The sequence below is a fragment of the Ligilactobacillus sp. LYQ135 genome (assembly GCF_053711055.1).
In genome coordinates this window covers 109,103-124,844 of sequence record NZ_JBSJYT010000004.1, presented here as the reverse complement: position 1 = coordinate 124,844, position 15,742 = coordinate 109,103, and the positions used below count along the sequence as shown (strand labels likewise).

Annotated in this window: 14 protein-coding genes and 1 pseudogene; 14 read left to right on the top strand and 1 reads right to left on the bottom strand. The window is 32.4% G+C overall.

What is annotated here, in order from left to right:
* The 12 genes and pseudogenes from ACWCL1_RS05335 to ACWCL1_RS05280 form a co-directional block, all read left to right on the top strand.
* Positions 1 to 180, top strand: a pseudogene (locus ACWCL1_RS05335) (hypothetical protein); the annotation flags it as partial.
* Positions 181 to 448: 268 nt separating this feature from the next.
* The gene (dnaG, locus tag ACWCL1_RS05330) at positions 449 to 2,338 is read left to right on the top strand and encodes a DNA primase (RefSeq protein ID WP_454545877.1); all 1,890 of its coding nucleotides are present in this window, start codon (positions 449 to 451) and stop codon (positions 2,336 to 2,338) included.
* A 12-nt stretch (positions 2,339 to 2,350) separates the two neighbouring features.
* Complete coding sequence (rpoD, locus tag ACWCL1_RS05325; protein WP_454545876.1) at positions 2,351 to 3,466, top strand: RNA polymerase sigma factor RpoD; 1,116 nt, start codon at positions 2,351 to 2,353, stop codon at positions 3,464 to 3,466.
* 19 nt (positions 3,467 to 3,485) lie between these two features.
* On the top strand, positions 3,486 to 4,193 hold the full coding sequence (locus ACWCL1_RS05320) for a tRNA (adenine(22)-N(1))-methyltransferase (protein ID WP_454545875.1): 708 nt from the start codon (positions 3,486 to 3,488) through the stop codon (positions 4,191 to 4,193).
* Entirely contained in the window at positions 4,180 to 5,295 is a 1,116-nt protein-coding gene (locus ACWCL1_RS05315) for a Nif3-like dinuclear metal center hexameric protein (RefSeq protein ID WP_454545874.1), read from the top strand. The genes ACWCL1_RS05320 and ACWCL1_RS05315 overlap by 14 nt, the downstream gene beginning before the upstream one ends.
* Before the next feature lie 157 nt (positions 5,296 to 5,452).
* Entirely contained in the window at positions 5,453 to 6,691 is a 1,239-nt protein-coding gene (gene pepT, locus ACWCL1_RS05310; RefSeq protein WP_454545873.1) for a peptidase T, read from the top strand.
* A 151-nt stretch (positions 6,692 to 6,842) separates the two neighbouring features.
* The gene (locus ACWCL1_RS05305) at positions 6,843 to 7,607 is read left to right on the top strand and encodes a DeoR/GlpR family DNA-binding transcription regulator (RefSeq protein WP_454545872.1); all 765 of its coding nucleotides are present in this window, start codon (positions 6,843 to 6,845) and stop codon (positions 7,605 to 7,607) included.
* A 21-nt stretch (positions 7,608 to 7,628) separates the two neighbouring features.
* Positions 7,629 to 8,408, top strand: coding sequence for a glutamate racemase (murI, locus tag ACWCL1_RS05300; protein WP_454545871.1), 780 nt, complete (start codon positions 7,629 to 7,631; stop codon positions 8,406 to 8,408).
* A 62-nt stretch (positions 8,409 to 8,470) separates the two neighbouring features.
* Positions 8,471 to 10,078: an APC family permease gene (locus ACWCL1_RS05295; protein WP_454545870.1), complete on the top strand. Its 1,608-nt coding sequence runs from the start codon at positions 8,471 to 8,473 to the stop codon at positions 10,076 to 10,078.
* 5 nt (positions 10,079 to 10,083) lie between these two features.
* On the top strand, positions 10,084 to 10,860 hold the full coding sequence (gene yaaA / locus ACWCL1_RS05290) for a peroxide stress protein YaaA (RefSeq protein ID WP_454545869.1): 777 nt from the start codon (positions 10,084 to 10,086) through the stop codon (positions 10,858 to 10,860).
* A 3-nt stretch (positions 10,861 to 10,863) separates the two neighbouring features.
* Positions 10,864 to 11,649 carry an alpha/beta fold hydrolase gene (locus ACWCL1_RS05285; RefSeq protein ID WP_454545868.1) on the top strand — a complete coding sequence of 262 codons (786 nt, stop codon included), beginning with the start codon at positions 10,864 to 10,866 and terminating at the stop codon, positions 11,647 to 11,649.
* A 78-nt stretch (positions 11,650 to 11,727) separates the two neighbouring features.
* Complete coding sequence (locus tag ACWCL1_RS05280) at positions 11,728 to 12,489, top strand: DUF1003 domain-containing protein (RefSeq protein WP_454545867.1); 762 nt, start codon at positions 11,728 to 11,730, stop codon at positions 12,487 to 12,489.
* Positions 12,490 to 12,607: 118 nt separating this feature from the next.
* Here the strand turns inward: ACWCL1_RS05280 and ACWCL1_RS05275 are convergent, their stop codons facing one another.
* Positions 12,608 to 12,967: a tyrosine-type recombinase/integrase gene (locus tag ACWCL1_RS05275; RefSeq protein WP_454545866.1), complete on the bottom strand. Its 360-nt coding sequence runs from the start codon at positions 12,965 to 12,967 to the stop codon at positions 12,608 to 12,610.
* An 88-nt stretch (positions 12,968 to 13,055) separates the two neighbouring features.
* On the opposite strand from ACWCL1_RS05275, the gene ACWCL1_RS05270 reads away from it, so the two are divergent.
* Positions 13,056 to 14,381 carry a hypothetical protein gene (locus tag ACWCL1_RS05270; RefSeq protein ID WP_454545865.1) on the top strand — a complete coding sequence of 442 codons (1,326 nt, stop codon included), beginning with the start codon at positions 13,056 to 13,058 and terminating at the stop codon, positions 14,379 to 14,381.
* 375 nt (positions 14,382 to 14,756) lie between these two features.
* Positions 14,757 to 14,903 carry a hypothetical protein gene (locus ACWCL1_RS05265; RefSeq protein ID WP_454545864.1) on the top strand — a complete coding sequence of 49 codons (147 nt, stop codon included), beginning with the start codon at positions 14,757 to 14,759 and terminating at the stop codon, positions 14,901 to 14,903.
* Positions 14,904 to 15,742: the final 839 nt, after the last annotated feature.

The following is a 15,742-nucleotide window of genomic DNA, read 5'->3' as shown; positions in this document are numbered from 1 at the left end:
CGGCAATATATCCCGAAGGGTACTAGTTTTGAGCGTTTAATTGACCGTGATGTTCAAGCTGTCGCGCGTGAGATTAATGAGCGTCCCCGGCAGATTTTACATGGTAAAACGGCACAAGAAGTCTTTGAGCAACAACTTAAACGGATTGCTCGCTATCAAACTCGTAAAGAACAATCTTAATAAAAATTTAAGAATTGCACTCAGTGTAATTCTTTTTTTGTCGTATTTAAAAAGTGGTTTTAGTATTAAAGTATAGTTACAAAGTGATTACAATAATTTGATTAAATGTCATATAACTGTCGTTATGTTACAACAGCATTAATAAATTCTTAAGAATTGCTAAAATCACCACTTTTACTTGACTTTACCCACAATATGTAATAAAATTTTATTTGACTGTAAACAGCGGGGTTATTTTACCCTTTTTTAAGTAAAGGAGGAGATCAAAATGCATATACCCGCGGAGTTGATTGATCAAGTCCGTTCTGAAGTTAATATTCTAGACATCGTAAGTCAAAAAGTTCAAATGCATAAATCTGGAAAAAACTGGTTTGGCTTTTGTCCGTTTCATCCAGAAACTTCTCCATCTTTCTCTGTGAATGAACAAAAACAAATTTTTAATTGTTTTTCTTGCCATCGTGGAGGAAATGTTTATAAGTTTATTATGGAAACAGAAGGGCTTACTTTCCCTGAAGCATTTAGACGAGTAGCCGAGCTTGGCGGCATTCAGTTAGATGAAAAATATTTAGAAAATGATGTTTTAAATTCTGCTGAATCCTCTGATAATGCTAAGTTAATCGATCTATATCAACAATCGAGTCAACTATATCATCATATTTTGGTAAACACACAATTAGGTCAACAAGCATTAGATTATTTACATGATCGTGGATTAGATGATGAAATGATCGAAGAATTTAATTTAGGATTTGCTCCTGACACTAATATTTTGCGAAATTTCGTTAAAGAAAAGCAAATTGATTACCAATTATTACGGAAATCAGGATTATTTGTTGAACATCAGCAAAATAATGATGATCCTCTCGATAATTTAAATGATCGTTTTATAGGAAGAGTAATGTTCCCGATTACTGATCAAAATGGTCACCCAATTGCATTTTCAGGAAGAATATTAAATTCAACTGATAAATCGATTCCTAAGTATTTAAATTCACCTGAAACACCTATCTTTAATAAGCGGCGTGTGTTATTCAATCTTGATAAAGCCAAGGCATCTATTCGCCAAAATAAATCAATTATTTTATTTGAAGGTTTTATGGATGTCTTAGCTGCTTATCGCGCTGGAATTAAAAATGGTGTAGCATCCATGGGAACAAGTCTAACTGATGAACAAATTAACATTTTAAGTCATTTTGCATCGAATTTAGCACTTTGCTATGACGGCGATGATCCAGGTCAAAAAGCTATTAAACGGGCTCTTGAAATCATTGTACCTGCAAATAAATTCAAGTTAGAGATTATTAACTTACCTGATAAACTCGATCCTGATGAAGTTGTTAAAAAATATGGTACTGATAAATTTCAAGAAATTGTAAAAAATCGTCGTGAAACACCTATAAGTTTCTTTATGCATTTTTATGCAAATGGAAGAAATCTTGAAAATGAAAATGATCAACTTGCATATATCGATGATGTACTAAAAGAACTTGTTTTCATTAAAGATCCAATTGAGCGTGATTTGTACTTACACCGCTTAGCGACACGGTTTGGAATTGAGTATAATAACTTAGAAGCTCAAGTTAAGGCTTTGCTCGCTCAAAATCAAAAAAAGCCACCATCAAATGAAATAGCGTTGCATCAAAAGCGTGAGTTTAAAGATTACCAAGCTACGATTGCAACTGTTAATGATACCGTCAATATTCAAAATAATTATTCAAAAACGGAAAAAGCAGAACGGTTATTATTGTACCGAATGTTACACGAGCAAAGTGTTTGGCTAAAAGTGCAAGAAATTGAAAACTTCACTTTTATTCATGAAGATTACCAAACAATTTGTATAATTGCAGAAGGATATTTTAACCAATATGATTCGTATAAAAGTGCTAACTTTTTAGATTTTATTCAAAATGAACATCTAAAAAATGTAGTTACTAATTTGGAAATGGAAGATTATCAAGGAGAATCAACTGATCAAGAAATTGAGGATTGTATTCATTTAATTATGAGTGAGTATCCACTTGATCAAAAAATTGAAAATCTTGAAAAAGAAATTAATAAAGCTAAACGGATGAATGATACTGAAAAGTTAATGGCTTTGATAATGGAAAAGACCAATTTATTACGACAAAAAAATACGTTAAAATCATCACTGATTTAGGAGGAATCTATTTTGACAAATAAAGAAGCACAATTTGATGAAAAAACATTTAAAAAAGAAGTTAACTCCTTAATTAAAGAATACAAAAAACAAGGTCAAATTAAATATGATGAGTTAAGTAAAAGAATTGCTGAGCCAATGCATATGGATGCTGATCAAATGGATAAATTGATCGAAGCAGTTGAAGATGCAGGAATTTCAGTTGTTGATGAAGATGGTGAACCAAGTAAGGCAAGTTTAAAAGTTGCTGATCAGACTGCAGAAGAAGCTAAAAAGGATGTTTCCGCTCCGTCAGGTGTTAAAATCAATGATCCTGTTAGAATGTATTTAAAGGAAATCGGTCGAGTTGATTTGTTAACTGCTGATGAAGAAATTGACTTAGCCTTAAAAATCGAACAAGGTGACGAAGAAGCTAAACAACGTCTAGCTGAAGCTAACTTACGGTTAGTTGTCTCAATTGCTAAACGCTATGTTGGTCGTGGAATGTCATTTCTAGATTTAATCCAAGAAGGTAATATGGGGTTAATGAAAGCCGTTGAAAAATTTGATTATCGTAAAGGATTTAAATTTTCAACATACGCAACTTGGTGGATCCGTCAAGCAATTACACGTGCAATTGCTGATCAAGCAAGAACTATTCGTATTCCAGTACACATGGTTGAAACCATCAATAAACTTATTCGCATTCAACGCCAAATGTTACAAGATTTAGGTCGTGAACCAATTCCTGAAGAAATTGGTGCTGAAATGGATATGCCAACTGAAAAAGTGCGTGAAATTTTGAAAATTGCGCAAGAACCAGTTTCCCTTGAAACCCCAATTGGTGAAGAAGATGATTCACATTTAGGTGATTTCATTGAAGATCAAGATGCAACTAGTCCAGCAGACCATGCCGCTTATGAATTATTAAAAGAACAATTAGACAGTGTTCTTGATACTTTAACTGACCGCGAAGAAAATGTTTTACGCTTACGTTTCGGATTAGATGACGGACGTACCCGCACACTTGAAGAAGTTGGACGTGTATTTGGTGTTACTCGTGAACGTATTCGTCAAATTGAAGCAAAAGCTTTACGTAAATTGCGCCATCCATCTCGTTCAAAACAATTAAAAGACTTTTTAGAGTAGTTGAAGAGGAGTTTTATTTGTGGATGCACATCATTTATCAAAAAGATTAGCTAAAGTCGCAGAATATGTCCCTAAAGGTGCTCGATTAGCTGACATTGGTTCAGATCATGCTTACTTACCTGCATATCTAGCTCTTAATCATATGATTGATTATGGCATTGCAGGGGAAGTAGTTAAGGGACCATATGATAATGCTGTTCAAGAAATCAAAGATGAAGATTTAGAAGGAATTATTTATCCTCGTCTAGCAGATGGTTTAGATGCTATTAAAGCAACTGATCAAATTGATGCCATTACAATTTGTGGAATGGGTGGGACATTGATTCGTAAAATTTTAAATAATGGTAAAGCCAAGTTGCAAAACCACCCATTATTAATTTTGCAGCCAAATGTCGGAAGTGATCTTTTACGCCAATGGCTCTTTGAGCATCATTATCAAATTACAAATGAAGATATTATCGATGAAGATCATCATATCTATGAAATTATTGTTGCTAAATATACAGATGAGATTAAGCCATTATCTTCACTTGATTTAAAATATGGTATTTTTTTACGTCAAAATCAAACGTCTTCTTTTAAAAAGAAATGGCAAAAAGAAATTGACAAAAACAATAAAGCAATTGAACAAATGAGACAAGCTAAAAAAGTTCCTCAAGCTAAAATTGATCAACTAGAAGAAGAAAATAACCAAATCAAAGGGGTTTTAGAAAATGACAACGGTTAAAGAAATTGTTTCACGCTTTGAACAATTTGCTCCTAAATGGATGGCAGAAAAGGGAGATCCAGTTGGACTTCAATTAGGTGATTTAAATCAAGAAGTTCATAAAATGATGATTACTTTAGATGTTCGTCCTGAAACTGTTAAAGAAGCAATTGATAATAATGTTGATTTTATCTTTGCACATCATCCTGCAATGTTTCGGCCTGTTCAACCACTTGATTTAAGCGTTCCTCAAAATCAAATGTATGCCAATATTATCAAGCATAACATTACTGTTTATGGAGCTCATACAAACTTAGATAATGCCAATGGCGGAATGAACGATTGGATTGCTGAAGCACTTGAATTAAAAAATACTAAACCTTTATTACCAACTAAAGAAGAAAAAATGTATAAACTAGCAGTCTTTACTCAATCCAACACTGCTAATGCCATGCGTGATGCATTAACTGCTGCTGGGGCAGGTAAACTTGCGAATTATAAAGCATGTTCCTATTCACTAACCGGAACAAGTCGTTTTATTCCATTAGATGATAAGCATTCTTATGTGGGTGATAAAAATGAAATGATTGAAGTTGTTCAAGAAAAAATTGAAGTCTTCTTTCCTGAAAGAATTAAAAATCAAGTTTTGAATGCAATGTATGAAAATCATCCTCAAGAAGATTTTATTTATGATTTATATCAAGTTGAAGGCTTAGGTCAACGCTATGGAATGGGAAGAGTTGGAGAATTACCTGAAGCAATTACAGTTAAAAAATTTGCTGAAAAGTGTAAACAAGTCTTTGATATTCCAGAAACTCGCGTAATTTCAAATGATCTTAATCAAAAAGTTAGACGTATTGCACTTTTAGGTGGCTCAGGAGCATCATTTTATACTAATGCATTAAATCAAAATGCTGACTTATATTTAACTGGTGACATCTCATATCACTTTGGTCATGACATTATTGCATCACAAATGAGTGCAGTAGATGCTGGTCACTATATTGAATCTATTTGTAAACCTCATTTAATGAAATTATTTACTAAATGGAATTCTGAAAACAAGTGGAATATTGATTTATATCAATCACAAATTAATACTAATCCATATACGTTTGTATAATAAAAGACTCGTAATTTCAAAATGAAATTACGAGTCTTTTATTTATCATGTAAGAAAATTTGACAAGACAATTTGACATCAAATCATTATAATATTATGATTGATTCATGGCATATTTTTTATTTTATGCTAATTGAAGAAGAAAGGCTTGACGAGAATGACAAAATATGAAAATTTAGTTCCTCGTTTTATTTCATACGTAAAGAAGAATACACGTTCAAACGAAAATTCAACTACAATTCCTTCAACTCAATCACAAGTTGAATTTGCCAAAGATTTAATGGCAGAATTAAAAAAAATTGGAATGAGTAGCGTTCGTTTAAATGAACAAAGTGGTTATGTTTTTGCAACATTACCAAGTAATCTTCCAGAAGGAAAGACAGCTAAGAAAGTTGGTTTTATCTCTCATATGGATACAGCTGACTTCAATGCTGAAAATGTTAAGCCTCAAGTAATTGAAAATTATGATGGCGAATCTGATATTAAATTAGGTGATAGTGAATATGTTCTTTCACCAAGCGAATTTCCTAACTTACATAATGCCAAAGGTCACACTGTGATTACTACAAGCGGTGATACTTTACTTGGTGCTGATGACAAATGTGGAATTGCTGATATTATGACAGCAATGGAATACTTGATTAATCATCCGGAAATTAAACATGGTGAAATCGAAGTTGGTTTTGGTCCTGATGAAGAAATCGGAACAGGTGCTGATCACTTTGATACTAAAGATTTTGGTGCTGACATTGCTTATACAGTCGACGGTGGTCCACTAGGTGAACTTGAATATGAAACATTTAACGCTGCACAAGCTAAGATTACTTTTAAAGGAAAAGACGTTCATCCTGCAACTGCCAAAGGAGTAATGGTAAATGCTTTAAAACTTGCAATGCAATTTGATAGCCAATTACCTGCAAATGAAGTTCCTGAAAAAACAGAAGGTCGCGAAGGATTCTTCTTACTTCTTTCATTAGATGGTGCCATTGATGAAGCACATGCTGCATACATTGTCCGTGATCATGATCGTGAAAAATTTGAAGCACGTAAGCAATTAATGTTAGATATTGCTAAACGCATGAATGAAGAACTTGGGCAAGAACGCGTTATCATTGACATGAAAGACCAATACTACAACATGCGTGAAGTTATTGAAAAAGACATGACCGTTGTTAATGCAGCTGAAGAAGCAATGCAAAACTTAGATATTAAGCCTGACATTTATCCAGTTCGTGGCGGTACAGACGGTTCTAAGATCTCATTTATGGGAATCCCAACTCCAAACGTCTTTACTGGTGCAGATAATATGCATTCACGTTTTGAATTTGCTGACGTTGACACAATGGAAAAAGCCGTTGACTTAATTATTGAAATTGCAAAGATCTTGGCTAAATAAGTTGATCTTTCAAAAAGCCCTATGTACGTAGGGCTTTTTTACTTGATTAAATCATCTTTTTTTGTAAGGAAATCCTTAATTACTTTGAATAAACCCGTAAATCAGTTTATAATTATTTATGTTATTGAAATCAAAGAACGGGGATGTAATTTTGATTCAAGAAAAAAGAATTGAATTAATCAAACAATTATTAGAAGACCGTCAAGAATTAACTACTAAAGATATTATGGATGAATTTGGGGTTTCTCAAGATACTGCCCGTCGCGACATCGTTTTACTAACTGAACGAGGAGAAGTTCGCAGAACACATGGAGGAATTTTACCCCTTGATTTTGGACGGAGTGTACCTAATTATCAAAGTCGATTAGGGCAATTTACAAAGGAAAAAACACGGATTGCGGTTGAAGCTTTGAAATTCTTTAAACCGCACCATGTTTACTTCATTGGATCATCAACTATTCTACTTAAAACTTGCCAAAGTTTAAACATGGCACTAACAGTTCATACTCATTCATTAGATAACTGTATTGCATTATCTGATCATAATAAGGTTACAGTAAAAATTTCAAGTGGAACATTAAATCATGAAAATCGTTATTTTTACTCTAATTTAGCAGTTAAGGAATTGCAAAACATTGTCTTTGATACGGCTTTTATTGCTGCATCTGGCATCGATGAAAATGGAGTTTATTTATTAGATCAAGGAGACGCTGAAATTGTAGGAGTGGCTGCGCAACGTGCACGTAAAGTTGTACTTGTAGCTGAGCATCAAAAATTTGTTAATAAATCATATTATCGAATTTGTCCGTTAGATGTGATTTCAACATTTATTACCGATAAAGCTCCCACAAAAGAGCAACAAAAAATGTTTAGTGAACATACTAAAATCATTGTTGCTAACAAAACAAATAAATAATTAACTGAGAGGAGAATACTTATGAGTTTAAAACAACGACCAATTGGAGTATTTGATTCAGGCCAAGGGGGATTAAGCGTATTACGTGCACTTTATCAGATCATACCGAATGAAAATTATGTTTTTTATGGTGATTCTAAAAATGCTCCGTACGGAATAAAATCACCCGAAGAAGTTTATCAGTTAAGTAAAAATATCGTAGATCTACTTATTGATAAATACAATGTAAAAGCAATCGTGATTGCTTGCAATACCGCTACAAGTGTTGCAGCACAACAATTACGCGAAGAGTATGACATTCCTATTATTGGTTTAGAACCTGCTATTAAGCCTGCAGTAAAGGCCTTTCCTGATGGGAAAATTATAGTTATGGCAACACCTTTAACATTATCAGGGACAAAGTTTAATCATTTAGTTAATTCATTACATTCAGATGCACAAATTATTAAAGTTCCAGCACCTCAATTAGTTAAATTTGTAGAACGCGATGAACTAGATACAGCTGAAATTAAGGATTATTTGCATCGCATTTTAGATGAATATCTGCCTGTTGATGCGATTGTATTAGGTTGTACACATTTCCCATTTGCACAAAAAGCTATTCAAGAAATTGCTGGAACTGTTTCATTTTTTGACGGTAGTTGGGGAGCTGCACGTCATTTGAAAAATCAGTTAGAAAAAAATAATGAGCTAATTCATGCAAATGATCACAAAGGAGTAATTGAATTTTTAAATAGTAATCCAGATCCACGGGAAATAGAATTAAGTAAGAAATTGTTTAACATGCATAAATTAAAGTAAATTGCAACATACATCCAATATAATTGTATATTGCAATTTAAGGTATAGAGAGAAGTTAGAATATGAAGAAAAAGAAAATCAGTTTGTTTTCATTAGTAATGTTGACACTAAGTTCACTAATTGGATCAGGATGGCTATTTGGTTCATGGGAAGCTGCCAAAGTGGCAGGACCTTCTGCAATTATTTCTTGGGTCATCGGAGCATTAGTAATTGGACTAATTGCTTTTAATTATATTGAATTAGGTACAATGTTTCCTGAACGTGGTGGAATGAGTCATTATGCTCAGTATACTCATGGATCATTATTAGGTTTTATTGCTGCTTGGGCTAATTGGATTTCTTTAGTTACAATTATTCCAATTGAAGCCGTTGCCTGTGTACAATATATGAGTTCTTGGCCATGGCACTGGGCACACTGGACTCGTCAACTAATGGCTGATTCGCAAGTTTCTAATAAGGGACTATTACTAGTTTTCTTATTCATTATTATCTTTACATTATTGAATTACTGGTCAGTGAAACTTTTAACTCGTTTTACTAACTTTGTATCTTTCTTTAAATTAGGTGTCCCATTGATTACAATAATAATGTTAATTGCATCTGGATTTCATCCTGGAAATTTTGGACATTCCGTTCATGAATTTATGCCATATGGATCTGCTGCAATTTTTTCTGCTACCACTATTTCAGGAATAATTTTTTCATATGACGCATTTCAAACCGTCATTAATATGGGAAGTGAAATTCATAATCCTAAAAAGAATATAAAACGTGGTATTGTATTATCACTTTTTATTGCCTTCATTATTTATGTAGCACTTCAAATTACATTTATTGGCGTAATCAATCCAAATACCTTAGCAAAAGTAGGTTGGCATGGATTAAACTTTCAGTCTCCATTTGCTGATTTGGCAATTATTCTTGGCATGTACTGGTTGTCTGTACTTCTTTACATGGAAGCATTCATTTCACCCTTTGGAACTGGTGTATCATTTGTTGCATCAGGAGCAAGAACCTTAGCAGCTTTTAAGGAAAATGAGCATTTTCCTGCTGTAGTGGGGAAGATTCATGAAAAATATCAAATTCCACGAGTTGCTTTAATTATTGACGCAGTCATCAGCATCATTATGGTTTCGCTATTTAGAAATTGGAGTGTACTTGCAAGTGTTATTTCAACAGCGACTTTAATTGCTTTCTTAACTGGACCTGTTTCAGTAGTATCATTGCGTAAAATGGCTCCTGATTTTGTACGTCCAGTGAAATTAAAACATTTGAATATTATTGCTCCAGTTTCATTTGTATTAGCTAGTTTAGCTGCGTATTGGGCAATGTGGCCAACTACAATTGAGGTTATTTTAATTATCTTAGTAGGTTTACCAATTTACTTTTTCTACGAACATAAACTTGGATGGACCGAAACAAAGAAACAAATTAAGGCGAGTTTATGGTTAATTTACTATTTAATTGTATTAGCCATTCTTTCATATCTTGGAAGTCATCAATTTGGGGGAATTGGCTTAATTAAATATCCATGGGACTTCATTGTCTTAATTAGTATTTCACTTATTTTTTATAGATATGGAATTCGTTCTCATTTTAAATCTGAATATTTTGAACAAGCAAAATTGAGTAACTCACATGTAGACTTAAAAAATTTTAATGAGGACTGAGTATAATGAAAATAATTATATCACCAGCAAAACAAATGCAAGTTGATACTGATACATTTGATGTTTTATCTCAAGCAGCATTAATCAATAAAACAGTTGAAATTGAACAATATTTAAAAAGTTTATCTGATGATCAATTGCGTAAATTATGGAATACTAATGACAAGTTATTTGACTTGAACTTGAAGCGCATTAGAAAGATGAATTTGAACAGTAAGCATCAAACACCAGCTATTTTAGCTTTTTGTGGCCTTCAATATAAATATATGTCGCCAGATTTATTTACTCAAAATGCACTTGATTATATTCAAAAAAATTTGCGAATTTTATCAAGTTTTTATGGTGTTTTACGTCCATTTGACGGAGTTGTACCTTATAGACTAGAAATGCGAGCTAAAGCACATGTCAATGGTACTAAAAACTTACATGCTTTTTGGAGAGACAGTTGGTTTAAAAACTTAACTAAAAATAATGACTTAATCATCAATCTTGCTTCTGAAATGTATGCTAGACAAGTTTCACGCTACATTAAAAATGATAAAGTAAAGATGATTACATGTGTGTTTGGATACTTTAATAAACAAAAAAATAAAGTAGTTTCAGATAATACTTATGCCAAAATGGCACGTGGAGAAATGGTTCGTTATATGGCGGAAAAAAATATTTCAAATTATCATGAATTAATTAAATTTAATGACTTTGGTTACCAATACCACTCAGAATTTTCAAGTGATACAAAATTAACTTTCTTACGTGATCCAGAAAAGAAGGGACTTATTTAAAATTTGAAGTTACAACTACATGATCAAACTAATATTGACTACCATGATTATGGGAATGGACAACCCGTTATTTTAATTCATGGATTTGGAGGAATTGCAGAAATTTGGACTGGTCAAATTAATGATTTAATTACACATGGTTATCGCGTTATTGTTTACGACCAACGCAATCATGGCAACTCTAAAACAAAAAATCCAGCCAATATTCATTTATTAATTGACGATTTAGCTGAGATAATTAATTTATTAAATCTTGATAATCCATTTTTAATTGGTCATTCAATGGGAGCTGCCGTAATCTATGGTTTTCTTCAATTTTATCCGCAAATTAAAATTAAAGGAGCTATTTGCATTGATCAATCTCCTAAAATGCTTAGCAATGAACACTGGAAATATGGTTATTTGGATGTTACCGAAACAAATTATTCCGAAAAATTATTTGAAAAAAGAAAAGTTCATGAAACATTACATGGACTTGATGATACTGTATGGCAAAAATACCATGGCGCAAAAATTCAAAAAGAAGTTACATCAATTGACAATTCAAACTTATTATTAAGTCATGCGCAAGCTGATTGGCGTGATAGTTTACTACAAACAAAAATCCCACTATTACTTGTAGCTGCCAAGCAAAGTCCTTATTTTGATTATCATTATGCAATTGAAATGCAAAAAAATAATTCAAAATATATTGAAGTGAAACTTGTTAATAATTCTGGTCATGACATTCAAGCCGAAGTACCAAATGTTTTTAATGAAATCATGTTAATTTTTTTAAAGACCTATTAAAGTAGTTATTTTATTATTTTTTAATATTTATGTTACAATTCAAGTTACTTAAAGAAATAAAAAGAAAAGGGTGGTCATATGGCAACTAAGAAGAACGCAACTTGTATTATTTGTGGCAAACATTATTCGATTCTTGAAGGTTTTTATCTTCATAATCTGGGTTCTGATTTAGTTGAGCAAATCAAAGAACAATATAAAAATGTTAAACCATCCTCTTTTATTTGTTTAAGTGATCTTCAACACATTCGCTTAAGTAATCTCGAACGAACAATTAATGAAGATTTAGAATCTAATCGTAAAATTAATGCCAATTTGGAAAAAAATTTAAATAGTAATCACTATGTTGTTAAAAACACTAATAATATGAAACTTACTAAAGGACAAAAAATTGCTGATGCGTTGGCTAAATATGCAGGTAGTTGGGGATTTATCATTGCATTTTGTATCTTTTTATTTATATGGATGTCTGTAAATACCTTACATCCTTTCGGAATTCACTTTGATCCGTATCCATTTATCTTATTAAATCTATTTTTAAGCTGTTTAGCTGCATTACAAGCTCCTGTCATTATGATGAGTCAAAACCGACAAGCTGAACGTGACCGCTTTGATGCAGAAAATGATTATAAAACTAATCGCAAAACCGAAATGGAATTACGTAATTTACACCAAAAAGTTGATCAACTTAATGAAGTTCAGTGGCCACATTTGTTAGATATCCAAAAAACTGAAATTGAAGTTTTAACTGAAATTGAATATGAAATTCAACAAATGAAAATTCGGCAAAATGAACTACTAAAAGGGCGACAACATCAAACTAGACATCGTAGTAGAAAATAGAAGGGTTTATAGGGTGTTGTAACAGGATTAATTAGGTAGGGGCTTTAGAAAATCTTAATAAAATTTCTTAAAAATCTCTACCCTAGAAAAATAAGTGTAGAAAAAAGTGTAGTTTTTATTAGTTAATTTGATTTAAGTAGTTATCAAATTTTTCTAGTGATTGTTTTTCTAATTCTTTTGAATTAAACAAATAATAGTTATCAGTAGTATCTATTTCAATATGCCCTAATCGTTTACTGATATATGTTAAGGGTACACCTGCCTCTAATAATAACTGACTGTGTGTACGTCTGAAAACATGACTGGTAATCTTTTTATTTTGCATGTCAGATGGTAAATATTTTTTAATTGTCTTAATCCAACTATTGACATGAGCAGAACTATATAATCTATTATTTTTAGCAAATACATATTCACTTTTAGGATATTGAATTTCATTCCATTGCTCTAGTATCTTAACTAATGGCGGTTTAGACAAGATTAAGAACGGTTGGAACAAACTTTGGGAAAATATCATTAATGGTATTAAGTCAGCAGTAAAAAATGTAGGTCAACAAGTAGCCAACTTGGTAAACAATGTTATCAAACCTATTAATAGCATGCTTGATAAAGTTAAAGATGGTGTAAACTGGGTACTCGATAAGTTTGGTGCTGATAAGTGGAAAGGCTATAAAATACCAGAAGTTCACTTTGCTACTGGTGGTACAGTTGGTAAAGGTGGAACAATGGCAGTTGTTAATGATAGTGGCACTGCTAACTATCGAGAAATGTTTGCAACCCCTGATGGACGCATTGGAGCGTTCCCTAAAGAACGGAACTTTAGAACATTCCTACCAGAAGGAACTCAAGTTCTCGATGGAGAAAACAGTAAAGCACTAGCTGACATGATGGATATACCACACTTTAAAGACGGTACAGATAACAAAAACTTATTTGAAAAAATCTTTGATAAGACCTTTGATATTGTTAAGGATATTGGTAACGTTATCGCACACCCCGTTAAATTCTTAGAAAAGGTATTGTCAGATAAAATCAAAGTTAGCACGAATGTTAAATTTGCTAGCGACATGATAGCTAAAGCTCCTTCCTTCTTTGCTAAGCAAGGTGGTAATTGGTTAAAGAAACTTGCAGAAGATTTTAAGAAGAAAAAAGACAAAGAAAATAATTATGATGGTAAGGGTAGTGCTAGTTCCAAGAATGGAGTACTGAGCAAAGAAGAATTTGCTAAAATTGCTCGTGAGGCTGCGAAGAACATGCACCAAATCCTATCAGACCATGATATAGATTTACTTTATCATCAAGCTATGATTGAAAGTACCGCTAACCCTGCGACTGGTGGAGGATATGACGACCACGATGGAACAGGTTTGCCTTATGGTTTATTCCAGTACAAAATAGGTACGTGGAAAGCATGGGCAGTTCCAGGACATCAAAATATCTATAGTGCCCTCGACCAAATAATGGCTGTGCTTAACGATAGCTCATGGCGGTCTGACTTTGCACCAATGGGAGTAACCAGAGGTTGGGGTCCAACTGGTCATAAAATGATGGCAAACGGTGGCTTTGTCAACGGTTGGACTAATGCGGTCATTGGAGAAGCAGGACCAGAAGTTGTTGTACCTTTAAGTGCGAATAAACAACCTAGAGCCATAGCACTACTAACTCAAGCTGTTAATAAACTCAACCGTAACGCAGGCAACAGCACTCAAATTACTAATACTCAAGCTGAAAGTAATGTAGAAGCTAAATTAGATACCATGATAGGTTTGTTAGCAAATATTCTTGGCGTTAATCAAGAACAATTAAATAAAGCCTCTAATAATGGTAATTTAAATGCTTTTTACCAACAGATGCAAAGAGACCAGTCAATAAATAACTATCAAACGTTTTAATCCTTTGTTATACTAAAAGTGTACTATTTAATCTATAGTACAAATTACCTCTTTAATGAGAGATATTAGTCGTTTATCTTTTTTTTTAGCAGGTATTAGATTGCCTACCATATTAGAACATAGTATAGACCCTATGGTTTTAGGTAAGATTATACTAGGCTTTTCCAGACAGTCATTTAATGGCTGTCTTTTTTTTGTGTTATACTATAAATGCACTTATTAAAGTGCACATTCCTACTCCTTTTTAACGAATATTGCACGAAAGTATATCGTTTTTACACTTATTATGACAGTCGCTTAGGTGGCTGTCTTTTTTTGTGCTCTTTTTTAAAAAATTCGTTATAAATCTAGAAATCAATAAAGGAGGCAGGGAACATGAGTCTTAACGACTACTGGCTAAAGGTTAAAGTTGGTAATCAAGATGAGATTGATATTAATACAATTACACCAGATTTACATTTCGTGGAATTGACAACGCAACCAGCTTTTACTAATTCATATCAACAAATTACAGGGACTTAGCAAAGAAAAATAGCATTTCTAATTATAACATTGTATACGCAGGTCAAACATTATACTATTAATATGTAGGATATTTAAACTATCCTATTCTTTTTATTATTAATTATTCTTCACAGTCAAAGTCTTGTACCCTAATGACGGGTACAGGGCTTTTTTGTTTACGTTTATTGACATTTATATATAATAAAATACAGACAAGTTTTATGGACCTATTTTCCAAGTTTACTTATATATTTTGTATTAAGTATTATTGTATATGTACTTTTTCTATTGACTGTGAACGACAATTAAGGTAGTTCTATTATAGGTCCCTAAATTTTAATTATACCTTTTACTTAAAGCTCTACAGTACGTAGGGCTTTTTTATTTACGTTTTTAGTAGTTTATGTATAATTAAAGTATAGTTAAAATTTTTACAAAACCTTACTTTCTATCAACATAATCCATGTATTTTATTTAGATAAAATATGTGGATTTTTTTATTGACTGGAAATGACAAAACCTATACTATACATACATGGCAGAATTACTTCAATAAATTAATTACTTACTTTTTACTCTCACTATAAAGGTGGGAGTTTTTTTATGCTAAAATGAAAGCTGTATCCCTTGTGTATCAAGAAGTACAGCTGATTTTCTACACAAATAGGCTCTTGTGTAGTTTCCTGTGTAGTTTTGTACACTTATTTTAATATTTCGACACCTATAAAACCCTGTTAAATCAACGTTTTTTAAACCCAGAACAGTTTTAACTGAAATTGAATATGAAATTCAACAAATGCAAATTCGGCAAAATGAACTACTAAAAGGGCGACAACATCAAACTAGACATCGTAGTA

What these genes read in the sequence shown, in the direction of transcription:
- dnaG (WP_454545877.1), top strand. Translation starts at nt 449, where the DNA reads ATGCATATACCCGCGGAGTTGATTGATCAAGTCCGTTCTGAAGTTAAT.
- ACWCL1_RS05315 (WP_454545874.1), top strand. Translation starts at nt 4,180, where the DNA reads ATGACAACGGTTAAAGAAATTGTTTCACGCTTTGAACAATTTGCTCCT.
- pepT (WP_454545873.1), top strand. Translation starts at nt 5,453, where the DNA reads ATGACAAAATATGAAAATTTAGTTCCTCGTTTTATTTCATACGTAAAG.
- murI (WP_454545871.1), top strand. Translation starts at nt 7,629, where the DNA reads ATGAGTTTAAAACAACGACCAATTGGAGTATTTGATTCAGGCCAAGGG.
- ACWCL1_RS05295 (WP_454545870.1), top strand. Translation starts at nt 8,471, where the DNA reads ATGAAGAAAAAGAAAATCAGTTTGTTTTCATTAGTAATGTTGACACTA.
- yaaA (WP_454545869.1), top strand. Translation starts at nt 10,084, where the DNA reads ATGAAAATAATTATATCACCAGCAAAACAAATGCAAGTTGATACTGAT.
- ACWCL1_RS05280 (WP_454545867.1), top strand. Translation starts at nt 11,728, where the DNA reads ATGGCAACTAAGAAGAACGCAACTTGTATTATTTGTGGCAAACATTAT.
- ACWCL1_RS05265 (WP_454545864.1), top strand. Translation starts at nt 14,757, where the DNA reads ATGAGTCTTAACGACTACTGGCTAAAGGTTAAAGTTGGTAATCAAGAT.